Genomic DNA, 21,899 nt, shown 5'->3' on the forward strand with positions numbered 1-21,899 from the left:
GAACTAAAACTAACTGGAAAATCCAAACCGACTAGAAGAGTTTGGATACCAAAACCAGGAAGTAATGAAAAACGCCCACTGGGTATACCTGTAATGTACGACAGAGCCTTACAATCCGTAGTAAAATCCGCACTTGAGCCTTCAGGGGAGGCGAATTTTGAGCCAAACAGCTATGGTTTTAGACCCGGCAGGTCATGCCACGATGCGATTACACAGATTAAAATCTGTATTCAACATAAAGCGAAGTTTGTATTAGATGCAGACATAGCCAAGTGTTTTGACCGCATCAACCATTATGAACTACTCCAAAAGTTGAACATAAAAGGCAAAGTCAGGAGACAAGTAAAATCCTGCCTAAAATCTGGAGTAATTGACGATGGAATGTTCACTGCAACATCTGAGGGTACGCCACAGGGTGGGGTCATTTCCCCGCTACTAGCAAACATTGCCCTCCACGGTTTGGAGCAACGCATAGAAAAAGAATTTCCACATGATAAGGCAAACCACATAAGAATGTCAGTTATCAAATTTGGAAAAAAAGTAGGCAGCCCGAGCATAATTCGATATGCCGACGATTTTGTGATTCTGTGTGAAGGAAAAGCCGTAGTCCAAAGATGCCGAGATATAATCTCGGAATGGTTAGCTGGCATGGGTTTAGAATTAAAATCTGAGAAAACGAGGCTCACTCACACTTTCAAGAATGAATTAAGTGAGCAGGGTATTGCTGGTTTTGACTTTCTAGGTCATCACATCCAGCAATATCCGGCTGGAAAGCATCGGAGCAGTTTAAATCCGCACGGTGAGATATTAGGTTTTAACACACTCATTACCCCAAATAAAAAGTCAAGTAAGGCACACCAAGAGGAAATCGGAAGAATCATCAAAAAACATAGGTCATCGCCACAATGGGCGTTAATCAAAGACTTAAATCCTGTAATAAGGGGATGGACTTCTTTCTATACAAACTCTGACGCCAAAACTGTTGGAGAACTTCAAAAACAAGATTACCTCACATACCTGAAACTTCGACGTTGGGCAAAACGCCGTTGTGGAAACATCAACGCAGGACACCAACTGTATTGGCATACCATTGGCGGTAATAACTGGGTATTCTCAACCAGGGCAGAGGGAGCGAACCCCCTTCGGTTACTAACACATAGAGAATTCGAGTGTGGCAGCAACGACTATGTGAAAGTTAAAGGTGATAAAAGTCCCTACGATGGCGACCTAGTTTATTGGAGTTCAAGAATGGGAAAAAATCCTGATTTGCCGAGTAGGATATCAAAACTCCTAAAAAGGCAGAAAGGGAAATGCCCTCATTGCGAATTTATTTTCAGAAATGAAGATGTAATAGAAGTTGACCACATCGTCCCCAGAGCCATTGGAGGTAAGGATGAGTACAAAAATCTTCAACTATTGCATCGGCATTGTCACGATGTCAAAACTAAAACCGACTTGGAATTAATCAAGAAACATAACCTGGAACTTGTATCTTCAGGAAAGAAACTTCAAACAAGTCGGAAGAAGAAGAAGCCCTCAACTGACAAGAGTACACCCGAGTAGCCGTGTGCCGGGAAACTGGCAAGCACGGTTCCGAATGGGAGGGAGAAGATGGTAACATCTTCTCTCGACCCTAACTTGCCCGCTCAAGCTTTCGAGGTGGCCGACTGGTCTGTATTAATTAATGCTGTCCGGTTGGCTGAGGTTTTACCTGTTAGAGATTATCTCTTGCGGGCGCGATCGCTCGATCGGCACAATGCCAATAGCAAAACTGTCCCGATCCAAAAACTAAAGATTTGTCCAACAACTTACTTTAGACTTTAGATCTCGATAAAGCAGCTTAATTGCTATGCGCCACACCGCCACGATCGCCGTTGAGTCCAGTAAATCATCTCTAGTGAAGCCAATGCCTGCCAAGGTAGCATTTAATACCTCTCGCGTTTCTCCTTGGTTAACCTCCTTGCTCTATCCGCTAGGTCACTATGTTGTCCTACCGTTTCATTTTGGCAAGATTGAGATAACCGGACAGGAGCACTTGCCGAAAGACGGGCCTGTCATCTTAGCCCCTACGCACCGTTCCCGGTGGGATGCCCTGATGATGCCCTATTCAACCGGACAGATGGTGACTGGACGCGATTTGCGGTTTATGGTAACTGCTGATGAAGTGAAAGGACTGCAAGGTTGGTTCATCAGAAATTTGGGAGGGTTTGCTGTGGATATCAAGCATCCAGCAATTAGCAGTCTTCGTTACGGCGTGGAACTACTCCTCGACAAGCAGATGTTGGTGATTTTTCCCGAAGGCGGCATTTTTCAGGATGGCGAAGTTCACCCGATCAAGCCTGGATTGGCGCGTTTGGCAATTCAAGCAGAGTTGAGCAAACCGGGTTTAGGGGTGAAAATTGTACCGATGAGTATCCGCTATCGCCCGCGCATTCCTCAATGGGGTTCTGAGGTGAAAATTGCGATCGGTTCTCCGATTTCCGTGGCGGATTATGCCAATGGCGGCGGTAAAAAAGAAGCACCATTGTTGACGGCTCAACTCGAAAAGGCTCTTAAAAATCTTGATGAAAGTTGAGAATAAGAACCAAGAAGCAAGAAGGAATTATGATATAATGTTTTCTGGTGCTGTCGAGAGATGCAGCACTTATTTGCCTGCTTTCTTATGTCTGTATTAAGTGTGAGCATTAATGGATTGTGCTTTGAACTTTAAGCCGGGTCAAATTGTCAGTTTAGAATGTGGAGATGCGTGCCTGCATTCAGAGGTGATCCAAGTGGTTGAGGCACGTCAAGTTTGTTGGGTGCGCCCTTTAATGTTAGTTGTATTACTGTCAGGGCAGGATTTATCGGCGCAATGGTCGGAAGAATACACTTTATCCGATTTGCGGGATGGTGCTGATTTGCTTTGGCCGGGGAGTTTGTTTCGGGCGGCGCTGGATACCGAGGTAATTTCGCTGTTGAGTCAGTTGCAGTCTCTGGACTCTGAAAAAAAGGATGGTGCGATCGCATCTCGGCAACTTAGAGATTTTGTCGATCGAGTTTGGGAAGCTTTTCCGAGTGCTTTTCATTAAGCAGATATGTGGCGTTTTGTCTATTAGTCCGCCAGGGGTTTTCAACCCCTGTCTAATAGGTAAAGTCCTCTTGTATAGGAGTAATACCCTCTTGATTCTTCAGTCTCTTAGAGAAAGACGAAAGTTTGACAAAAAGCCATTGAAATCGCCGAATTTTCGGCGACTATTATACTAAAATACAGCGTGTGAAAGCTCTTCGGGGTTAAGATTATTGTGAATAACTTGACCGTCGCGGAACCAGACAACACGGCGAGTTTGGCGCGCTACTTCCGGTTCGTGCGTTACCATCACCACAGTCATGCCACTTTCGTTGAATTCGGTAAAAATATCCATTACTTCTTGAGTAGTTTTTGTATCTAATGCACCTGTAGGTTCGTCAGCCAGCAGCAACACGGGACGGTTGACAATTGCCCTGGCGATGGCTACCCGCTGCTGCTGTCCTCCTGATAGTTGATTTGGTCTGTTTTGCAGCCGACTTTCCAGGCCTACTTTCGTTAAAGCATCTACTCCCCGTTCGCGTCTTTCTGCTGCGGGAATGCCGGCATAAACCATCGGTAACATGACATTTTCTAATGCTGTCAATTGAGGCAACAGGTGAAATTGTTGGAATACAAACCCCAATTTTAAATTGCGAATTCCGGCTAATTCTGCTTCGGGCATTTGGGCGACATCTACGCCGTCTAAGTAGTAACTGCCGCTCGTAGGTCGATCGAGACAGCCGATAATATTCATAGCTGTAGATTTGCCCGAACCCGATGCGCCCATAATCGAGCAATATTCTCCTTGTCTTACCGTCAAGCTGACGCCGTTTAAGGCGCGAACTTCGAGGTCGCCAATTCCGTAAACTTTTGTTACCTCTTCCAGACCGACAACAACGGGCTTTGAGAGGACTTGCGGGTCGAAGTCTTGGTAGGTATCGGTTTGTAGTTCAGGCATTTTTTTCTGTGCGATCGACACAACTAACTACTAAGCTAACACTTCCCATCAGTATTCGCGTTCGGGGTGACCGCTGTTTCGATGCTAATGAACAGAACATCTATATTCAAGTCAGAGTGAATACTTTGACACCGACCTGGAGGTAAAGTCGGAGTGGAAAAAAAAATCGGCGTTGCTCAATTGGGTATGAAATTTGTAGGGCAATCCCCCTCGTGATTGCCCCACCGCTGACGGTGTAAGGACTTAGAATTACCCTTACAGGCAAAATCATACTTTAATTCAGCAGCGCCAAAAAATTTATACTATTTATGCACCGACTCTCTCTGTAGGGTGCTCATGGCAACCCCTGTCAAGGTACGATCGACCTGCTTTAGGTCATCCTATCGGTTGGCGATGACCAATAAACCCAGTTTATTGGTCATCAACTGTTAAACAAGGAATATTTAACGATCGCCCGCAACCAATTTTCATTGGTTTGAGGCTCTTCTTCACCACCTTGACAGAGCTTGGTTGGAATAGACACCCCAATAGGCTAAACTTGTATCCGATCGCCAAACTAACTACAAAGCAATGACTAATTCTACCGATATCAACCAGACCGAGATTTCCAATACAGTCTCATCGAGTCCACAAATGTTATCTTTCCTGAAAATTGTTGAGTATTTATCCCTGGCCGCTTTTGTGGGTGCAGGCATCCTTACCAGAGTGTTTCTAGACAATCAACTTATCGTTATTTTGGGAGCTGTTTTTCTCTCTAGTTTTATTTTTCTGTTCCTGACCAATAGACAATTAGATCGCAACTTTCGGAATAGTGCTAATCAGTTAGAGATCCGAAGAAAAGCTGAACTATATAATTATCTCTTAAACCCGAATGATGTTTCGGATAACAATCCGATCACCCCGGTGAGAGAAAAGGCTTTACGATATTGCCAGGAGTTGATTGACGACTATAAAAACACTAGAGAGACTTCGAGAAATATTTACTATACTTTCCAATTGGCAACCGTTGTTTTATCGGGAGTCACACCAATTTTAGTATTGGTAGACAAATTGGAACCAGGTCAATCGTTGCTCAAGTGGCTGCCCGTAATTTGTCCCGCTGTCGCCTCGATAGTCGCCAGTATAGTTACCTCCTTTCCTTTTCAGGAGAATTGGATTTCTGCTAACACGACTGTGGAATTGTTAGAAGCGGAACAGGAGAAATTTGTATTAGGAGTGACTGCAGCTTATCGTTGCTATGATGTAGCCGACGAAGCCCAAAATCAACAAATGACAAAAATGGCAATAGAAAACTTTATCAATCAGGTGAATGAGATTCATCTCAAGCAAATCCAAAAACCCGATGATACAGCGTCCAAGGAGCAGAATACAGAGCCAGCTCCATCTACCGAGTCCAAGCAGGGGCAGAGTTAACGAAGCTGACAATATCAGTAAGCAGGTAGGGTAGAGTGGCCCCACCTGTTTCCTCAAGTAGCTCTGTATGTAGTTCTCAAAATGTAGCGATCAAAAGTGCTCCTCAAAGGCAAAATTTTTGAGCTATCATTAAGAAAAGTTAAGCGTAAACTTGGGAAGTTGGAGATTGTTGGTAACACAATTATGACATACGATTACGACTTGTTTGTGATAGGTGCAGGTTCCGGCGGATTGGCGAGTTCCAAGCGAGCAGCATCCTACGGAGCAAAAGTGGCGATCGCCGAAAATGATTTAGTAGGCGGAACCTGCGTAATTCGCGGCTGTGTTCCCAAAAAACTGATGGTTTACGCCTCAACATTTTCGCACCTTTATGAAGATGCGATCGGCTACGGCTGGAGTCCAGTAGAAAGCAGCTTCGACTGGGAAAAACTCGTCACCACAGTAGACGCAGAAGTGCGCCGACTCAGCAAACTGCACATCAGCTTTCTCGAAAAAGCCGGAGTAGAATTAATTTCAGGATACGCCAAATTTATCGACCCCCACACCGTCGAAGTTGGTGACCGAAAAATCACCGCCGCCAAAATCTTAATTGCAGTCGGCGGAGAAGCGCAAAGAGTCCCAATTATAGGCATAGAACACGCGATTACCTCCCGCGAAATCTTCCTGCTAAAAGAGCAACCAAAACGGTTGGCAATTTGGGGTGGCGGCTACATCGGCGTCGAATTTGCTTGCATTATGAACGGATTGGGAAGCCAAGTAACTCAAATCATCCGGCGCGATCAAATTCTGCACTACTTCGACGAAGAAATTCGCGCTAACGTGCAAGAAGGAATGACTAAGCACGGAGTTGAATTTTTGACAGAAAGCTCGATCTCACAAATTGAGAAAACCCCAGAAGGTTTAAAATTAACACTGTCGGGAAAATCCGAAGGAACGCTAATAGTAGACGCGCTTTTGTCCGCTACCGGGCGCTTGCCCAACTTGGAAAAATTGGGTTTAGAAAACGCGGGAGTAGAAACCGATCAAGGTGCGATCGCAGTTACCAAAGACAGCCGCACCAGCCAGCCGCACATTTTTGCAGTGGGAGACTGCACGAACCGCATCAATTTAACGCCAATTGCGATCGCTGAAGGTCGTGCTTTTGCCGATACTGAATTTGGTAATAACCCCAGATCGATCAGTCACGAAAATGTTGCGTCAGCAGTATTTTCCCAGCCGGAAGCAGCTACAGTTGGCTTAACAGAAGAGGAGGCTAAAGCCAAGTTTCCCGAATCAATTAAGTGCTATACAGCCAAGTTTAGACCGATGTTTCATTCTTTGACAGGTGCAGATGAAAAGACTTTTGTCAAGTTAGTTGTTGAAACTAATACTGACAGAGTTTTGGGCGTGCACATGGTGGGGAAAGACGCGGGCGAGATTATTCAAGGAATGGCGATCGCTGTTAATATGGGAGCTACGAAGAAAGACTTCGATGCGACGATCGGCATTCACCCATCGACTGCTGAAGAGTTTGTTACTTTGCGGTAAAGCGGTGGAAGCCGCCAGGGGTTTCAACCCCTGGCTAATAGCTAAAGTCGGTTAAAATTCAGATATTGCACCATTTTCAAGAACAGGCAGGATGCCTGTTCCACAGGAAAGTAAAATTTTATTGTGGGGTGGGCATCCTGCCCGCCAGTGAAGGGATGAATGAGTGATTCAACTAAACAAAACAAAATTTTAGCATTCTATCTCGGTCAGCAGCCTGATTCGCAAGGTCGGGCGATCGAGGATATTTGGTCGTGGGATTACCAGAAGCTGGAATCCGTGCACAATTACATTCAATGGCTGTTTCCGCTGAGAGAAAAGAGTCGCTTTAATTCTAGTGCTCCTACTTTAAATGATGAAGTAATTCAAGCTTTTAGAACAAGTGAAGAGTTGAGAAATCGCTTACTCCATTCGTTCAAAGTCATGCTGGCGTTTTACGGGTTGGAATGCCACGAAGGGGAAAACGCAGAAATTGTAATTGCCAAATTCGAGGAATATTTGTCAAGAAAAAGAGAGTGGATTGAAAAATTTAATCACAACTACCTGCGGCTGACAAGGATTCTCACAAGTTTGACAGAGTTGGGATTGAAAAATTACGCTTTAGCTCTTTTCAAATGTTTAGATGAAATCTATAATGAAGACCAAAAAAGTATTGGTTTAGAAACTTATACTTATTGGAAAAATGCTGTAAATAGTTAGAACTCACATCTTGCACCATTGTTAAGAACGGGCAAGATGCCCGTTCCACAATAAAATTGAGTTTTGTGGAACGGGCATCTTGCCCGTTCCTAAGCAGGTAGTTGATAATGGTGCAAGATATCAATTAGAATTAATATTTTAGAATTATCGCCATAGCCAACCCTACGGCCCACAAGAAAATTAAATTTTTGTCGAACAGGCCCGAAAGCCTGTTATGGGCGGGCTAGAAGCCCACCCCAAAATAAGATTTAATTTTTGTGGAACAGGCCCGAAAGCCTGTTATCCGCCCGAAGCGGATTCATGCTCAAAATAATATTTTAAATTATTTGAACCTTTTTCGAGATCGTCCTGTCTAAACACTTCAGATAACGAACTGGTGGGGGAGACTTCACAGGTGTTAGGTGTGTCAGCCAATGTTTTAACCGATGACTGTTCCGACTCGGACTTAGTTGCTGAGTGTCTAAAGGGCGATCGCACCTGCTTTCGCCACCTTTACCAACGCTACCAACACAAAGTCAGGTCAACCCTTTACCAACTCTGCGGGCCCTCGCTGCTTGACGACTTAACGCAAGAAGTATTCCTGCGAGTGTGGAAAGGATTGCCAAAACTCAAGCACCAAGACAACTTTTCTACTTGGCTTTATCGAATCACTTGGAATGTGGCTTCTGACCAAAGACAAGCATTTGCTAAGCAACATTCTTTTGATTCCAAACTCAAAAATCAAGAACAAATGGATCGGATTGTTGTCACAGATCGTACCTCTGACTTGATGCAGTTGCACTATCAAGATTTAGTGCAGCGGGGACTGGATCAATTGAGCTTTGAACACCGCAGCGTTTTGGTGCTCCACGACTTAGAAGACATCCCGCAAAAAGAAGTAGCCCAAATTTTGGGACTGCCGGCGGGAACCGTCAAATCTCGCGTGTTTTATGCCAGAAATGCTGTGCGGCAATTTTTGCAAAAAGAAGGTGTCAGCGAGCTATGAATAACCCAAGCAGCGACCAAGAGTTAGTTAATTTCTTGAAGCAAAATCGCCCAAATATTCCTGAAGCTGCACCAGATTTAGAGCAAAAACTTCTAGCAGCAATAGAAAGTAATCGGGCGAGCGTTTTCTCTGAAACCCACCCCACAAAAACGCAATTAAGTGCGTCAGCTAAGTCTGATAACAGGTTAAAAATATCCTCTGTTTCTAAGTGGGCATTGTCCTCTGCGATTGCTGCTAGCCTGCTAGTTTTTTGGTCGGGCTACCGTCCGTTTGAGACTGCACAATTGCCAGACGAGGAAACAGCTCAGTTAGAAGCATTTTTAGTCACTAACTGGGAGGGTGTACTCCATGATTCTCCTCAAGAAAATATGACCAATCGCCCGCAAACAGAGTGGTTTAATTTCCCTGTTTCCGCTGACAGCGAACCGCCAACAAATAACTAATCTCAAAGAGGTAATTTTCATGTTAATTCGTCGCATTTCTGCCCTAGCCGTTTTAATGCTGACTCTCGGCAGCACAGCCGCAGCAATAGCAGTTCCCAATCCCCTAGAACCGGGAACAATTGCCCAAAATCAGCGACCAAATCGACCTGCTGGCAAGGAAGGGGGGATGTTTGAGAAACTTAATTTAAGCGCAGACCAAAAGCAGCAAATGCAGGCAGTTCGCGATCGGTACAAAGACCAAGTTTCCCAGCGGATGCAAGCAGTCCGCCAAGCCCGACAAGAATTGGAAACGATGATGTCCGGCACGGCAAATGCCAGCGAAATACGCGAAAAACACCGTCAAATAATCGGCCTGAGGCAGCAGTTGGAAGAGGTGCAATTTGAAAGTACACTTGCAATGCGAGAACTGCTCACGCCCGAACAGCGCAGCCAATTAGCTCAACTGATGCAGCAGCGCCGACAAACTGCTAGAAACAGGATGCAAAACGGTCAAAAACCGCAATAATTGACAAGTAGTTTTGAGTGAATCGCAGGGTGTGCAATACGCACTCTGCGATTTTCATTGTCAGCAGGTAGAGATCGATAAACACCCGCATATATAAACCCAGCTTTTATCAAATTTATGCGATTGCTTTATCTATTCATAAAAATAGTCTAAAAACGCAGCAAATTTAAATGCGTGTGAGTTCTTTATTTATTAAAAAAATAAGTCTAAAAGCACAGCGATCTTAAATGCTTCCAAGTGCTTGGTTTTTATTAAATTTTATGAGAGAAGTTGAGCTAATTAGTGTGTTATTTTTTTATTTTTTTATTGAATAACACATATGAAGTTAAAATAATTATTTGGAAGTCTCATAAAATTTTCTGGATGAATCTACAGAACGATTCGAGTTACATTTATTTACACGGATTTGCTTCAAGTCCGGATTCAGCTAAGGCTAAATATTTCCGAGATCGCTTTTCTTACCTAGGCATTGACCTGAAAACTCCCGATTTCAATCAAAACGATTTTTCGGGGCTCACTCTCACCCGTCAATTAAACCAAATAGAAACAGAATTTTTGCACGCCCAATCCTCCCAATCTCCTACACAAAATGTAAAAAATCTAGGGGGAGTTACCATAATTGGGTCGAGTTTTGGGGGACTGACAGCGGCTTGGTTGGCCCAGCGACAATTGTCAGTAAAGCAAATAGTTTTGTTAGCACCGGCTTTTGAATTTATCTCCCACTGGCTGCCAATGTTGGGACAGCAACAGTTAGAAAAGTGGCAGTCTGAGAACTATTTGCCGGTTTACCACTACGGCGAACAGCGTTATCTGCCACTGAATTATCAGTTTTTGGCAGATATGGCTCAATACCCTGAAGAAAAATTAATGCGGTCAGTCCCTACGTTAATTCTTCACGGCAAGCATGATACAATAATACCGATTCAAGCTAGCAGAAATTTTGCCGCTAACCGTCCCTGGGTGCAATTAATCGAATTAGAAGACGATCATGCTTTGGGCAATGTCCTAGCGGAAATTTGGGAAGCGATCCAAAAGTTTTGCCAATTCAAAAATTAAAATTTGACCAACTTCCAAGTCTCAACAATCAAATGAGTGAACAAGATCGATCGACTCGCACCTTAGCCGTTGACATTGGCGGAAGCGGCATCAAAGTTATGGTTTTGGACGATGAAGGCCAACCCCAAACAGAACGCAGCCGTTTAGAAACGCCTCAACCGCCAAAACCGGAACCCGTACTAGAGGCGATCGCCTCTTTAGCCAGCGGACAAGGGGAATTTGACCGAGTATCCGTCGGTTTTCCCGGCGTCGTCTGTGGCGGCGTCATCAAAACCGCAGTGAATTTAGATCCGTCTTGGATAGATTTTGACCTAGAAACTACCCTCAAAGATCGCTTGGGAAAACCTGTGCGAGTGGCTAACGATGCGGATATTCAAGGATTGGGAGCAATTGCTGGAACGGGGGTAGAATTAGTAATTACCCTTGGCACCGGTTTCGGTTCTGCCTTATTTGTCGATGGTATTTTGGTGCCAAATCTAGAATTGGGACATCACCCGTTTCGCAAAGGGGAAACTTACGAACAGCAATTAGGGCGATCGGCATTAGATACAGTGGGTTCCAAAAGATGGAATCGCCGTCTGGAAAAAGCGATCGCCTCTCTGCAAAATCTCTTTAACTGCGATCGCATTTACATCGGCGGCGGCAATACTAAGAAGATTGTTGTTGATTTACCGCCGCAGGTTAAAATAGTACCCAATGTGAGCGGTTTGTTGGGCGGCATTGCTTTGTGGCGCGATTGAATAAGCTGGGTGTTCAAAATGCCTACCACTATCACAGAAACCGAGTTTTTTGCCCGGATTAAAGGCAATAATCCAGTTTTTTCGTAAAAAACCCGGTTTCTAAATCGAGGACAGTTGATTTGGTTTTTGGCTGGTGCGAGATCCGTTTAAAAAATTATTCGCCCATCGGATCGCGGTAGCGTTTTGGTTCATCCTTGCGAAACAGATTCGCTAAACCGAGGATGCCCAACAAACCCAAAGCACCCCAATGATTGTTGTCGTTTTTGCTTTCTTGAAAGGGAGTTCTGTCTAGAACAACTCCATTAGAATCAGTATTGTTCTGGGCAGGAGCTGACTCCGTTTGAGCTGAGGCAGGCATAGCCGAAGGGAGAACAGCCAAACTCAAAGCTATCAGGGTAGCAGCGGTATTTTTAGATATATCGGAAGGCTTGACTTTCATACTCGGTCTCCAAATATCACCAGTTACTTTATCAAAATAATCAATTTGCCGCAGCCGACGCATCAATCGATCGACAGAAACTACATCCCCCCTCTCCTCTTGCTTTCGAGATAGAACAAGCTCTATGCTAAGTTCAGATGCTTCTAAGCAGATTATCTAAAATAAAAAGTCGTAAACTATACCATGCTTCCCTTTATCCGAAAAGATTTAGCCGAACTTACCGCCTACACTCCCCATCCGGGCGGCGCGTCAGGAGAACCAGCGCACTCGGAAAGTGCGATCGATCGCCTCGATACCAACGAATGCCCCTACGACTTGCCCGAGGAATTAAAAAAAAAGCTTGCTTGGACTTACCAGCAGTTAATTGAGACAAATCGCTATCCCGACGGAGGCCACGCAGCACTGAAAGAGGCGATCGCCCAATACGTCAATGAATCCCTAAATGTCCCCCCTCTTAACAAGGGGGGGCAGGGGGGGGTTACACTGCCAAAAACAGCCATTACAGCCGACAATATTTCTGTTGGCAACGGTTCCGACGAACTAATTCGATCGCTCTTAATAGCTACTTGTTTAGGCGGGCAAGGCTCTATTTTGGTAGCGAATCCCACCTTTTCTATGTATGGAATAATCGCCCAAACTCTCGGCATTCCCGTTGTGAGTGTTCAGCGGAAAGAGGAGAATTTTGAAATCGATATCGAGGCGGCTAAAAGGGCGATCCTCTCCGAGGGCTGCGCTAACGACCAAAATCCAAATCCCCCCGTGCGCGCCGTCTTTGTCGTTCATCCCAATTCACCCACAGCTAATGCTTTAACAACTGATGAAATAGAATGGTTGTCAAGTTTGCCGGAACAGATATTAGTAGTAATAGACGAAGCTTATTTTGAATTCAGCCAAAATACTTTAGCCGATCAATTGCACCAGCATCGGAATTGGATAATTTTGCGGACATTTTCCAAAGCATTTCGACTAGCATCAATGAGAGTCGGATATGCGATCGCCCATCCCGAACTCGCAGCCACCTTAGAAAAAATCCGCCTCCCCTACAACCTTCCCAGTTTTTGCCAAGTAGCAGCAGAATTAGCCCTAGCACAGCGGCAGTTATTGCTAGCAGTAATTCCCGAAATTATAGCAGAGCGATCCCAATTAATTGCAGCGCTAACTCAGCATCAAAAATTACAAGTTTGGCCGAGTGCGGCTAACTTCGTTTACCTTCGGGTAAAAGCCGGTGAGGAGGAATCCTCTCAACAGGAACACCAACAAATCATGCAGCAGCTAAAAGAGCGAGGTACTTTAATTCGGCATACTGGGGGAGGTTTGCGAATTACGGTGGGCAGTCCCGAGGAAAATCAGCGAACAGTCGATCGAATCGCAGCGATTTTGACTTGATAACAACCCTTAAAAATGGTGTGAAGTGAAGCAAATTACCATGCCATTTTTAATTATCAATCTGTCGCGCCGCGCGCATAGTTTGGGAAAATACGCCTACTAAAAGTGCCAAAGCTTCATCGGGAATTTGTGCTACTGTTTCCCCATCAAAATATTGTTCAAACTGAGTTAAAATCATTTGTGCGCGTTCCAAAGCTGCCGGCTTTGCCGTTAACTGTTCCGTTAACCGCACCCAATGCCGCCGAATTCCAAAAGCTTTCTGTCTTTCTTCGGGAGATTGAGGGCAAACCAAACAAAAATCGCCCACGGGAATCGCCTGCTGAGAGTCAACATCAAAAGCACCCCCAACGGCAGCCCCAGGCCCGGCAAACTCCGCGTGGAAGCGTTTAATCAAAATTAGACCGTTCCGGCGACGGCTATCTACCATCAACAGCTTGCCGCTGTTGATTTCTGCGAGAATGTCAGAGGAGTGGGGGTGTTCTGTCAAATCTGTGCCAAGGTGTCGATTTCGCAAGTCCGGGTCAGCATAAAAGCCGGCGCGGATAAATATCGCTAGAGTTAAAATCAGAACTGAATGAAGTATCAAATCTGCGATACTTCAGCGATCGAGATTATTCATTTAAAGTTATAAATTAATACTGTCACAAGGTGGTAGCGTGAGCGCGCTCAAATATCAAATGCAGGTAGAACAAGCAGTAGACACCCTGAAAGCGGATCTCCCGACGCTTTTTGAAAAAGACATCTCCTACGAGATATACACAAAAGATGTTTATTTTCAAGACCCTGTTAACAAATTTAAAGGAAAAATCAACTATCGCATTATCTTTTGGACTTTGCGATTTCACGGACAGCTATTCTTTCGCGAGATTTACTTCGACCTGCACGGGGTAAGTCAGACTGCCCCTGATACTATTGTGGCAAATTGGACTGTTCGCGGCATCCTGCGGGTTCCCTGGAAAGCTCGGATTTTTTTTAACGGCTACTCTACTTATAAACTGGATAAAGACGGCTTAATTTACGAACATATCGACACCTGGGACAGAGAGCCCGGAGAAATTTTAAAGCAGTTTTTCCGCAAGGGGGAGGATGCCAGCCCAGGATAAGTCAAAAAGGTCGATCGGGCTTTACCATCTGGGCCGGCCACCCAAGTAACTTATAATGAGTAAAATAATCATCAGCCCTCCGATTCATTTTATGCTATTTGTAAATTGCTAAAATGCTCGTCGCCCCAGATTTATTTTCTGCTATTTGCACTCCTGAAAAACATCATGGCTGATATTGTCGAGACTGCCACCAATGCCGGCTCTTTCAAAACACTCGTAACGGTTATTGAAGCGGCTGGTTTGTTAGATTTATTGCAAAGTCCGGGCCCTTATACCGTCTTAGCACCAACTGATCAGGCGTTTGCCAAAATTCCTACGAACACTATTGCCTCTTGGCTGGAAGACATACCCAAGCTCAAAAAAATTCTGACCTATCACATTCTGTTTGGCGAGGTACTAACTGAGAACTTGCTTGAGTTAAGTTCTGCTGAAACAGTGGAAGGTTCTGTTGTGGGGATTGATACTTCTGACGGCATTAAAGTGAATGATGCTAAAGTTCTCACTTCAGATATTCTTGCCGACAATGGCGTCATTCATATCATTGATGTGGTGCTAACACCAGCACTGCTTGCAACATACTAAAACTTGTGCTTTTACCGATAAATGTAAGGTGCGCAATGCGCACCTTAAGCCTATAATAAATTTAGGATGAGCGGGGAAAATCACCGATAAATGTCGGGTGCGCACGGAGCACATTACCCTACATTTTAAACTACTTACCCGAACCTAAAATCAACCCCGATCGCGCCGGCAGCATCAATTCTAAATGTCGAGTTTCCCCTTCACCTTTCCAAACAAACTCGCCTTTCCCAAACAGCAACTTATCGTGAGGAGATTTCAAATTAGCTGTCTCAAAGCTAATATTAGCTTCTTCTGTCGCGACATTGACAGCAACAACTATTTCTTCATCCCCCAAAATTCTGGCAAAAACGTAAACCGTTCCCTCAGCAAACAGAATTTGGTAAGCTCCAGTGCGGAGGGCAGCGTATTTGTGGCGCAAAGCTATCAACTGTTTGTGATAATCTAAAACATCAAGTTCCCAGCGAGATTCTAAGGGAAAACCGCGGCGAGAATCGGGATCTAGAGCACCGGGCAAACCAACTTCATCACCGTAGTAAATGCTAGGAGCTCCGGGAAAAGTTAACAGTAGCAAAGTAGCAAGTTCGACGCTAGCTTTATCGCCCCCAGCAATTGAGAGCAACCTAGCTGTATCGTGACTAGCCAACAAATTCAGTTGAGTTAGCTGTATCGGCCACGGGTACAGTTCCAAAACGTGCTGAATTTTGTCCCCGTACTCTTTAGCAAAAAGCGGCGGATAGGGATGGTAAGAACGGCCTTCAATTTGAGCTAAATCTACCCTGTCGCCCGCTGCAAAAGCAATAGTCGGCGCAGCAAAAAGATAATTCATCACCCCGTCAAATTGACTGCCGTCGAGCCATTCTCTCGCATCTTCCCAAACTTCGCCGACAATGTAAGCTTCGGGATTAATTGCTTTAACTCGTTCTCGAAATTCCTGCCAAAATCCCGGGGTTTTAATTTCAAAAGGAACATCGAGCCGCCAGCCGTCGATGCCGAATTTAATCCAATATTCGGCGATTTCCATGATGTATTCTCGCACTTCTGGATTGTCGTGATTAAATTCAGGAAGTGCTCGATTCCCGTCCCAACCGGCATAGTTAGCAGGAAAATTGCCGTCGTAGGCCGATAGCGGCCAGCCTTCAATTTTAAACCAATCCAGCCAAGGAGAATGGGGGCCGTTTTCGAGGATGTCGTGAAAGAAGAAAAAGCCGCGGCTGGCGTGGTTGAATACGCCGTCGAGGACGATTTTGATGTTGCGATCGTGAGCGGCATCTAAAAGTTCTTTAAAAGCCGGATTGCCGCCCAACATCGGATCGACTTGATAGTAGTCGTGGGTATGGTAGCGGTGATTGCTGGCAGACTGAAATATGGGCGTGAAGTAAATTGCGTTAATGCCTAAGTCTTGCAAGTAGTCTAGCTGTTCCATCACGCCCCACAAGTCCCCGCCTTTGTAGCCTTGGAGGGTGGGGATTTCGTGCCATTCTTCCCACATGAAGTTTTGCAGCAGGCGTTTGCGGGGCTGTTTGCTTTTGGCGAAGCGATCGGGGAATATTTGGTAGAATACCGCGTGTTTAACCCAGTCCGGCGTTTGAATTTGCATACATTTTTTCTAGCTTTTAGGGCTTAGGCTACAGTAGCAGAGGTTTCTAGCGGATCTAGCTTTTGGTAGAGAATAGACATTTTATCCAATTTTGTCGATCGACAAATTGTAAAATCTTACACAAATTTGCAGTCAATCTAAGATTGAAAACTGACTCTACCTAGAAATTTATCGTCCCGGCAGGTGGCGCTTCCTGACTGCTGTGGAGTCGGACAAACTCACAGAACAGGAACGCCAGCAACAAGAACGAGCTCAAACCCAAGCTCAAAGCGCGCTTTGTGCGTGACAGAGCGCGATCGACCAGCCTTGAAAAAGGACAACAGCGCCATGAGCCTGGATGGAGAAATTGCGAAAAGCGGGAATTTACCCAAAAAACTTGTTATTAACAGCCAAAACCCCGCACCTTATTCTTTCCTTAAACAGCCCTTATTTATTGAGCGGTATTTTAACTCACAACTCAAAACTTTTTTAAATATCCATTATTGATTGATGGGTATTTTAACTCACAACTCAAAACTCCTAACTCCAGTCCCGGACGCACTCCAACTCTCATAAACTGGGTTTTTTAACTTTTATTGAAGGTTTGAAGAAGTATTTGGATTAAATAACCCGGTTTCTGCGTAAGCGACTCAACTCATAACTCAAAACTCAAAACTTCCTTGCTCCCCCCCCTTGTCAAGAAGCCCTCACCATCCGACACTGTACTTGGAGAGTTAATCGACCCTAGGGAGAAAGTTCCTTGAAAAAAGTCTTAGCCATCATCCTCGGTGGCGGTGTAGGCACCCGCCTTTACCCCCTAACCAAACTGCGAGCCAAACCCGCAGTTCCCCTCGCAGGCAAATATCGCCTCATCGATATTCCTGTCAGCAACTGCATCAACTCGGAAATAGTCAAAATCTACGTCCTCACTCAATTCAACTCGGCATCCCTCAACCGCCACATCGCTCGCACCTACCAGTTTTCCGGCTTCACCGACGGATTTGCAGAGGTGCTCGCCGCGCAGCAAACTCAGGAAAACCCCAACTGGTTTCAAGGGACAGCCGACGCAGTTCGCCAATATCTCTGGCTGCTAGAAGAGTGGGACGTTGACGAATACTTGATTCTTTCAGGCGACCACCTCTACCGCATGGACTACCAGAAGTTTGTGCAGAGACACCGCGAAACCAACGCCGATATCACCCTCTCAGTTTTGCCAATGGACGAGAAGCGGGCCTCGGATTTTGGTTTGATGAAAATCGACGACAACGGCCGCATTGTTTCTTTCAGCGAAAAGCCAAAAGGCGATGCGCTCAAACAAATGCAGGTGGATACTACTAAACTGGGACTGACAGCGCAGCAGGCTCAGGAAAGTCCTTACATTGCTTCGATGGGGATTTACGTCTTCAAAAAAGAAGTTCTGATTAAACTCCTGAAAGAATCTCCAAACCAAACTGATTTTGGTAAAGAGATTATTCCGAATAATGCAAAAGACCACAACGTTCAAGCTTATTTGTTTGACGATTACTGGGAAGATATCGGAACCATTGAGGCTTTTTACGATGCTAACTTGGCGCTGACAAAACAGCCTCAGCCTCCTTTCAGTTTCTACGATGAAAAGGCGCCTATTTACACTCGCCCGCGTTTCTTGCCGCCGACTAAGCTTTTAGATACTCACGTCACGGAATCGATTATTGCTGAAGGCTGCATTCTCAAAAAGTGTCGGATCGACCATTCTGTGTTGGGAGTTCGATCGCGCATTGAAGCTGGATGTACGATTCAAGACACTCTGGTCATGGGTGCTGACTTTTACGAACCGGACGCCGAACGGCATTCGAGTGTGGACAACGGCGGCGTCGCCCTCGGTATCGGTGCAGATACTACAATTCGCCGCGCGATTGTGGATAAAAATGCCCGCATCGGCCACAATGTTCAAATAATTAATAAAGACCGAGTGGAAGAAGCCAACCGCGAAAACCTTGGTTTTTACATCCGCAGCGGCATTATCGTAGTCCTGAAAAATGCCACGATTCCTGATGGAACTATCATTTAGTTATTAGTCATTAGTCATTAGTCGTCAGTCATTAGTTTTTTAAGTTAAAATCTGTTACCTGCTTTTCAAGTGACAGATGATAAATAACTAAATTAGTGACAGATAACCAATGACCGATGACTGATGACTGATGACGAAATTAAATTTTTTTATCTTATTATTAATGGAAACCGCTGATTTAGGTTGTCTAAATACTTCGCTTTATTCACAGCATTGCACATTAATAAGGGATAGTCTCTGTTAGGGCCTGCGGTGATACAGATATGTTCGCTCGCCGGCGTCTGGCGAATAGCTTCTGATTCTTGTATTTGCGATCGTAGCACGACTGACAAATGCGCTGCCCGTTTCTTAGTACAACACAACTCTCGGAACTATCTTTCCAATCGTCGCAGCAGCCGCAAGGCCAACTTAGCAAATAATTCATAATGTTAGCACTCTCGTAGCGTTAAAAGCTTATCGCTCTACTATTTTATCTTAAATTTTTTAAATGTGTGTGTTCTAGTTAACAGACATCGGAGAGATTATGTTATATTACTTTGACTTAAATGTATTCAGATAGTGAAAAAATAAGATTGTATAGCACCGCTCTGAGGTGAGGGAAAATTATCTCGAAAGATTGTGGAATTACTGCGCGTTTTAGGGTATAAGTTCGCGACAATTCAGCCAGGAGATTCGACCAGAGTTGCTGATGAGAACTTTCTAGGATTTGCATCGGGTGAAAAGCTCAGATCGAGAAGTTCGATCGCACCGCGCCACAAAAAAAGTGCAAAAAAAGAGCGATCGTCCGCGCCAGTCAACCCTCCTAGCCTCGCGCCATCAACAGCAGCAGCTTTCCCCGGTTCGTTTCAACCGGGTAGCAGCCTAAAGCTCTCGCCGCCTCCCGAAAGCCCGAAGGCGCACAACTCTTCAAAACTGATCGTGGCAAGAGTTTCACCGTCTAAAAGCTCAAAGGTATAGTAACCGCCCATAGGGTGAGGACGTTCTTAATTGATGAAACCATTGTTTTTCTTGTCGAATGCCAAAAGCATAACAGAGCCGGCTGCTCCGGCTGCCTTCAGCACAAGAGAGCCGAATGCTATAAAATCTCAAACAGCAGCGGAGTGCGGAAATTGCGATCGAACGCCAAGCAACAACCGAACTCGATCGAGTCCAAACCTTTGATAACCTATAATTTGAATGAGATGCCGCAGGCACTTTTGCCACTGGCATCCAGCTAATTCGCCATCCTGCTAATTTGGGATTTATTCTTTCTAACAACTAACAACTAACAACTAATAAAGAGGGATTGCTTAATGGCTGCAACAGATTTTAAAGACTATTACGCTATTTTGGGACTCAACAAAACTGCCACTTCTGACGAAATTAAAAAAACTTTCCGCAAACTAGCCCGGAAATATCACCCGGACATGAACCCCGGGAACAAAGAAGCCGAAGCTCGTTTTAAAGAAGTAAACGAAGCTTACGAAGTGCTCTCAGACCCAGAAAAACGCAAAAAATACGACCAATACGGTCAATACTGGAAGCAAGCTGCCACAACTCCAGGCGGATGGCCGGGCGGGGGCGCTACGAATGTAGACTTTGGCGGGGTTGACTTCAGCGAGTACGGCAGTTTTGACGAATTTATCAATGCCTTGCTAGGCCGCGCAGGTAGCAGTGCGGGTAGTGGGCGCACCGGCAAGTGGAATTACAGCAACTACCGCACCAGCAGTGGCGGGCCCACCGGTTTTGGCGGATTTGAAGATTTCGCGGGGTACGAAAACCGCACCGCAGGAAGCTCTCTCGACACCGAGGTCGCCATTTCCCTGACTTTGGGGGAAGCCTTTCGGGGTACTTCCAAGCGTGTCGCCACAGGCGAAGTTTCGATTCCTGCTGGAGTGAAAACTGGCAGCAAAATTCGGATAAAAGGCAAAGGTCAAGTTGACCCGTACACGAAGCAGCAGGGAGATTTGTACCTAAAATTAGAAGTTTTGCCTCACCCTTTCTTCCAGTTTGAGGGAGAGAATTTGGTCTGCGAAGTGCCGATAACTCCCGACGAAGCGGTGTTGGGAGCTTCAATTGAAGTGCCTGCACCAGAAGGTATGATTACTGTCAAGTTTCCGGCGGGGATTCGCTCTGGTCAGTCTTTGCGGTTGCGGGGCAAAGGATGGCCGAAACCGAAGAAAGACGAACGGACTGATTTGTTGGTCAAAGTGGCGATCGTGCCGCCGAAAGAAATTAGCACTGTAGAACGCGAATGCTATGAAAAAATCAAAGGAAATCGCACTTTTAATCCCCGGAGCAATTTAAACCAAGCGCTACTTTGAACAAACTTGCATTGCCCGTATCAAACAAAATCACCAAGGAAAGTGAATCATCCCTCGGGTTGAGGCGGGTTTACAAATATCCTAGAGCTGAAGTCATCGATATTGGTGAACCCGCGCCCGAGCGGATTTAGCTCGATCGACCTATTCATAGTTGAGCATTCCACTTTCTCAAGACTCTTCGCTAGCTTTTAGCTGACTGGGTTGGCGACCTTGCTTGATGTTGATGCTAATGTTTTTAGCTCCTTTCTTTTCCAAGTCTGTGATGTAGGCGTTAGTGTTATTAGAAGCTTCATCCTTGCTGTCGTAGGGGCCAAAGTAATAGGTGTGCTTGGGCGAATCTGTGTCAACTTCCACCCACCACTGGCGACCTCTACCGCTGGTCATCGGTTGAGTCAGTATCGAAACCGCCGCAAGGAACATACCGAACATATAAAGTTCAAACATAATTCACCTCTGCAACAAGTTAAGTAGTTTTTACTCTTCTCAACTTATCCGGGCAAATAACTCGATCGGCTCGTCCTCAGTGCTGATTTGACGCAAGTAATTTTTGAGAGTTGCTGCTGTCTAAAATCAGCATTTCGGTGGAGAAGAGTTTTAGGCTGGGAGACTCTAAGTCCCTGCTATACACACAAAGTCTGCAAGTACAAAGTCCGCAAGGCAAGGACTAGGAGAAGAGCGTGTTTATATTATTGTTGAGGTTTGAGTTAACTCAAAACTCAAAGTCATTAAATCGCCAAACTTTCTGAGACTTCATCTTCACAAATTGTGAGATCCGAAGGCTGACACCGTTTGATGCGGATGCTAACCCTTTTGGCTCCCTCGCTTTCCAAGTCTTCTATGTAGCCTGGAGTATTGCTGGAAGCTTCTTTGTCGGTGTCGAAGGGACCAAAATAGTAGGTACAGTGGGGCAAATCGGTGACAATTTCTACCCACCATTTCTCAGACCGACGGTGACCCGGCCCCGAAAACACGGACAAGACTGCGACGTAGATACAAAATAAATAAAATCCGAGCATCTTTATTCTTGAGGGTGATTTAATTTATTATTTAAATCTATCAAAATAATTTGCCCCATCGAATCAACCTCAGTG

Annotated in this window: 25 protein-coding genes; 19 read left to right on the forward strand and 6 right to left on the reverse strand. The window is 45.2% G+C overall.

Going from position 1 to position 21,899, the window contains the following annotated elements; all coding sequences use genetic code 11:
* From ltrA to QUA78_RS10890, 4 genes are all read left to right on the forward strand, one after another.
* Nucleotides 1-1,563, forward strand: a 1,563-nt coding sequence (ltrA, locus tag QUA78_RS10875; protein WP_333301142.1) for a group II intron reverse transcriptase/maturase, incomplete at its 5' end; no start/stop codon positions are given.
* A gap of 48 nt (nt 1,564-1,611) precedes the next feature.
* Nucleotides 1,612-1,824 carry a hypothetical protein gene (locus tag QUA78_RS10880; RefSeq protein WP_333301140.1) on the forward strand — a complete coding sequence of 71 codons (213 nt, stop codon included), beginning with the start codon at nt 1,612-1,614 and terminating at the stop codon, nt 1,822-1,824.
* A 25-nt stretch (nt 1,825-1,849) separates the two neighbouring features.
* Nucleotides 1,850-2,575, forward strand: coding sequence for a lysophospholipid acyltransferase family protein (locus QUA78_RS10885; RefSeq protein ID WP_333301138.1), 726 nt, complete (start codon nt 1,850-1,852; stop codon nt 2,573-2,575).
* A 112-nt stretch (nt 2,576-2,687) separates the two neighbouring features.
* Nucleotides 2,688-3,068, forward strand: a complete 381-nt coding sequence (locus tag QUA78_RS10890) for a hypothetical protein (RefSeq protein ID WP_333301136.1) — start codon at nt 2,688-2,690, stop codon at nt 3,066-3,068.
* Between the two features lie 171 nt (nt 3,069-3,239).
* On the opposite strand, the gene QUA78_RS10895 is transcribed toward QUA78_RS10890, so the two are convergent.
* Nucleotides 3,240-4,004 carry an ABC transporter ATP-binding protein gene (locus QUA78_RS10895; protein ID WP_333301135.1) on the reverse strand — a complete coding sequence of 255 codons (765 nt, stop codon included), beginning with the start codon at nt 4,002-4,004 and terminating at the stop codon, nt 3,240-3,242.
* Nucleotides 4,005-4,574: 570 nt separating this feature from the next.
* Between QUA78_RS10895 and QUA78_RS10900 the strand changes: the two genes are divergently transcribed.
* The 8 genes from QUA78_RS10900 (at nt 4,575) to QUA78_RS10935 (ending at nt 11,369) form a co-directional block, all read left to right on the forward strand.
* The gene (locus QUA78_RS10900) at nt 4,575-5,417 is read left to right on the forward strand and encodes a DUF4231 domain-containing protein (RefSeq protein ID WP_333301133.1); all 843 of its coding nucleotides are present in this window, start codon (nt 4,575-4,577) and stop codon (nt 5,415-5,417) included.
* Between the two features lie 183 nt (nt 5,418-5,600).
* Nucleotides 5,601-6,944: a glutathione-disulfide reductase gene (gene gor, locus QUA78_RS10905; protein ID WP_333301131.1), complete on the forward strand. Its 1,344-nt coding sequence runs from the start codon at nt 5,601-5,603 to the stop codon at nt 6,942-6,944.
* Between the two features lie 159 nt (nt 6,945-7,103).
* Nucleotides 7,104-7,640 (forward strand): opioid growth factor receptor-related protein, encoded by a 537-nt coding sequence (locus QUA78_RS10910; protein WP_333301129.1) that lies wholly within the window; start codon nt 7,104-7,106, stop codon nt 7,638-7,640.
* Between the two features lie 394 nt (nt 7,641-8,034).
* Nucleotides 8,035-8,625 (forward strand): sigma-70 family RNA polymerase sigma factor, encoded by a 591-nt coding sequence (locus QUA78_RS10915; protein ID WP_333301146.1) that lies wholly within the window; start codon nt 8,035-8,037, stop codon nt 8,623-8,625.
* The gene (locus QUA78_RS10920) at nt 8,622-9,068 is read left to right on the forward strand and encodes a hypothetical protein (RefSeq protein ID WP_333301128.1); all 447 of its coding nucleotides are present in this window, start codon (nt 8,622-8,624) and stop codon (nt 9,066-9,068) included. The genes QUA78_RS10915 and QUA78_RS10920 overlap by 4 nt, the downstream gene beginning before the upstream one ends.
* A 19-nt stretch (nt 9,069-9,087) precedes the next feature.
* Nucleotides 9,088-9,573 (forward strand): Spy/CpxP family protein refolding chaperone, encoded by a 486-nt coding sequence (locus tag QUA78_RS10925; RefSeq protein WP_333301126.1) that lies wholly within the window; start codon nt 9,088-9,090, stop codon nt 9,571-9,573.
* A gap of 363 nt (nt 9,574-9,936) precedes the next feature.
* Nucleotides 9,937-10,629 (forward strand): YqiA/YcfP family alpha/beta fold hydrolase, encoded by a 693-nt coding sequence (locus tag QUA78_RS10930; protein ID WP_333301124.1) that lies wholly within the window; start codon nt 9,937-9,939, stop codon nt 10,627-10,629.
* A gap of 32 nt (nt 10,630-10,661) precedes the next feature.
* The gene (locus tag QUA78_RS10935; protein ID WP_333301122.1) at nt 10,662-11,369 is read left to right on the forward strand and encodes an ROK family protein; all 708 of its coding nucleotides are present in this window, start codon (nt 10,662-10,664) and stop codon (nt 11,367-11,369) included.
* A 154-nt stretch (nt 11,370-11,523) separates the two neighbouring features.
* Here the strand turns inward: QUA78_RS10935 and QUA78_RS10940 are convergent, their stop codons facing one another.
* Nucleotides 11,524-11,808, reverse strand: a complete 285-nt coding sequence (locus QUA78_RS10940) for a WGxxGxxG family protein (RefSeq protein WP_333301120.1) — start codon at nt 11,806-11,808, stop codon at nt 11,524-11,526.
* A 183-nt stretch (nt 11,809-11,991) separates the two neighbouring features.
* On the opposite strand from QUA78_RS10940, the gene QUA78_RS10945 reads away from it, so the two are divergent.
* Nucleotides 11,992-13,194: a histidinol-phosphate transaminase gene (locus tag QUA78_RS10945; RefSeq protein ID WP_333301118.1), complete on the forward strand. Its 1,203-nt coding sequence runs from the start codon at nt 11,992-11,994 to the stop codon at nt 13,192-13,194.
* A 49-nt stretch (nt 13,195-13,243) separates the two neighbouring features.
* On the opposite strand, the gene QUA78_RS10950 is transcribed toward QUA78_RS10945, so the two are convergent.
* Nucleotides 13,244-13,780, reverse strand: coding sequence for a hypothetical protein (locus QUA78_RS10950; protein WP_333301116.1), 537 nt, complete (start codon nt 13,778-13,780; stop codon nt 13,244-13,246).
* A gap of 91 nt (nt 13,781-13,871) precedes the next feature.
* On the opposite strand from QUA78_RS10950, the gene QUA78_RS10955 reads away from it, so the two are divergent.
* Nucleotides 13,872-14,297, forward strand: a complete 426-nt coding sequence (locus QUA78_RS10955; RefSeq protein ID WP_333301145.1) for a DUF2358 domain-containing protein — start codon at nt 13,872-13,874, stop codon at nt 14,295-14,297.
* Nucleotides 14,298-14,462: 165 nt separating this feature from the next.
* Complete coding sequence (locus QUA78_RS10960; protein WP_333301115.1) at nt 14,463-14,879, forward strand: fasciclin domain-containing protein; 417 nt, start codon at nt 14,463-14,465, stop codon at nt 14,877-14,879.
* Between the two features lie 130 nt (nt 14,880-15,009).
* On the opposite strand, the gene QUA78_RS10965 is transcribed toward QUA78_RS10960, so the two are convergent.
* Nucleotides 15,010-16,476: a glycoside hydrolase family 13 protein gene (locus QUA78_RS10965; protein WP_333301113.1), complete on the reverse strand. Its 1,467-nt coding sequence runs from the start codon at nt 16,474-16,476 to the stop codon at nt 15,010-15,012.
* A gap of 282 nt (nt 16,477-16,758) precedes the next feature.
* On the opposite strand from QUA78_RS10965, the gene QUA78_RS10970 reads away from it, so the two are divergent.
* The 4 genes from QUA78_RS10970 (at nt 16,759) to QUA78_RS10985 (ending at nt 20,808) form a co-directional block, all read left to right on the forward strand.
* Nucleotides 16,759-16,962, forward strand: coding sequence for a hypothetical protein (locus QUA78_RS10970; RefSeq protein WP_333301111.1), 204 nt, complete (start codon nt 16,759-16,761; stop codon nt 16,960-16,962).
* 253 nt (nt 16,963-17,215) lie between these two features.
* Complete coding sequence (locus QUA78_RS10975) at nt 17,216-18,505, forward strand: glucose-1-phosphate adenylyltransferase (protein WP_333301109.1); 1,290 nt, start codon at nt 17,216-17,218, stop codon at nt 18,503-18,505.
* Between the two features lie 715 nt (nt 18,506-19,220).
* Nucleotides 19,221-19,370, forward strand: a complete 150-nt coding sequence (locus QUA78_RS10980; protein WP_333398785.1) for a hypothetical protein — start codon at nt 19,221-19,223, stop codon at nt 19,368-19,370.
* Nucleotides 19,371-19,797: 427 nt separating this feature from the next.
* Nucleotides 19,798-20,808: a J domain-containing protein gene (locus QUA78_RS10985; RefSeq protein ID WP_333301106.1), complete on the forward strand. Its 1,011-nt coding sequence runs from the start codon at nt 19,798-19,800 to the stop codon at nt 20,806-20,808.
* A 168-nt stretch (nt 20,809-20,976) separates the two neighbouring features.
* Here the strand turns inward: QUA78_RS10985 and QUA78_RS10990 are convergent, their stop codons facing one another.
* Nucleotides 20,977-21,252: a DUF1816 domain-containing protein gene (locus QUA78_RS10990; protein ID WP_333301104.1), complete on the reverse strand. Its 276-nt coding sequence runs from the start codon at nt 21,250-21,252 to the stop codon at nt 20,977-20,979.
* 281 nt (nt 21,253-21,533) lie between these two features.
* Nucleotides 21,534-21,824, reverse strand: a complete 291-nt coding sequence (locus QUA78_RS10995) for a DUF1816 domain-containing protein (protein WP_333301102.1) — start codon at nt 21,822-21,824, stop codon at nt 21,534-21,536.
* Between the last annotated feature and the right edge of the window lie 75 nt (nt 21,825-21,899).

The organism is Microcoleus sp. K4-B3 (genome assembly GCF_036704615.1).
Classification (GTDB): Bacteria; Cyanobacteriota; Cyanobacteriia; order Cyanobacteriales; family Microcoleaceae; genus Microcoleus.

Bases quoted from the DNA above. Each gene is read 5' to 3' on its own strand.
- QUA78_RS10955 (WP_333301145.1), top strand. From the start codon at position 13,872: ATGCAGGTAGAACAAGCAGTAGACACCCTGAAAGCGGATCTCCCGACG.
- QUA78_RS10930 (WP_333301124.1), top strand. From the start codon at position 9,937: ATGAATCTACAGAACGATTCGAGTTACATTTATTTACACGGATTTGCT.
- gor (WP_333301131.1), top strand. From the start codon at position 5,601: ATGACATACGATTACGACTTGTTTGTGATAGGTGCAGGTTCCGGCGGA.
- QUA78_RS10965 (WP_333301113.1), bottom strand. From the start codon at position 16,476: ATGCAAATTCAAACGCCGGACTGGGTTAAACACGCGGTATTCTACCAA.
- QUA78_RS10900 (WP_333301133.1), top strand. From the start codon at position 4,575: ATGACTAATTCTACCGATATCAACCAGACCGAGATTTCCAATACAGTC.
- QUA78_RS10960 (WP_333301115.1), top strand. From the start codon at position 14,463: ATGGCTGATATTGTCGAGACTGCCACCAATGCCGGCTCTTTCAAAACA.
- QUA78_RS10890 (WP_333301136.1), top strand. From the start codon at position 2,688: ATGGATTGTGCTTTGAACTTTAAGCCGGGTCAAATTGTCAGTTTAGAA.
- QUA78_RS10885 (WP_333301138.1), top strand. From the start codon at position 1,850: ATGCGCCACACCGCCACGATCGCCGTTGAGTCCAGTAAATCATCTCTA.
- QUA78_RS10995 (WP_333301102.1), bottom strand. From the start codon at position 21,824: ATGCTCGGATTTTATTTATTTTGTATCTACGTCGCAGTCTTGTCCGTG.
- QUA78_RS10895 (WP_333301135.1), bottom strand. From the start codon at position 4,004: ATGCCTGAACTACAAACCGATACCTACCAAGACTTCGACCCGCAAGTC.
- QUA78_RS10880 (WP_333301140.1), top strand. From the start codon at position 1,612: ATGGTAACATCTTCTCTCGACCCTAACTTGCCCGCTCAAGCTTTCGAG.
- QUA78_RS10985 (WP_333301106.1), top strand. From the start codon at position 19,798: ATGGCTGCAACAGATTTTAAAGACTATTACGCTATTTTGGGACTCAAC.
- QUA78_RS10990 (WP_333301104.1), bottom strand. From the start codon at position 21,252: ATGTTTGAACTTTATATGTTCGGTATGTTCCTTGCGGCGGTTTCGATA.
- QUA78_RS10945 (WP_333301118.1), top strand. From the start codon at position 11,992: ATGCTTCCCTTTATCCGAAAAGATTTAGCCGAACTTACCGCCTACACT.
- QUA78_RS10940 (WP_333301120.1), bottom strand. From the start codon at position 11,808: ATGAAAGTCAAGCCTTCCGATATATCTAAAAATACCGCTGCTACCCTG.
- QUA78_RS10920 (WP_333301128.1), top strand. From the start codon at position 8,622: ATGAATAACCCAAGCAGCGACCAAGAGTTAGTTAATTTCTTGAAGCAA.
- QUA78_RS10910 (WP_333301129.1), top strand. From the start codon at position 7,104: ATGAGTGATTCAACTAAACAAAACAAAATTTTAGCATTCTATCTCGGT.
- QUA78_RS10935 (WP_333301122.1), top strand. From the start codon at position 10,662: ATGAGTGAACAAGATCGATCGACTCGCACCTTAGCCGTTGACATTGGC.
- QUA78_RS10925 (WP_333301126.1), top strand. From the start codon at position 9,088: ATGTTAATTCGTCGCATTTCTGCCCTAGCCGTTTTAATGCTGACTCTC.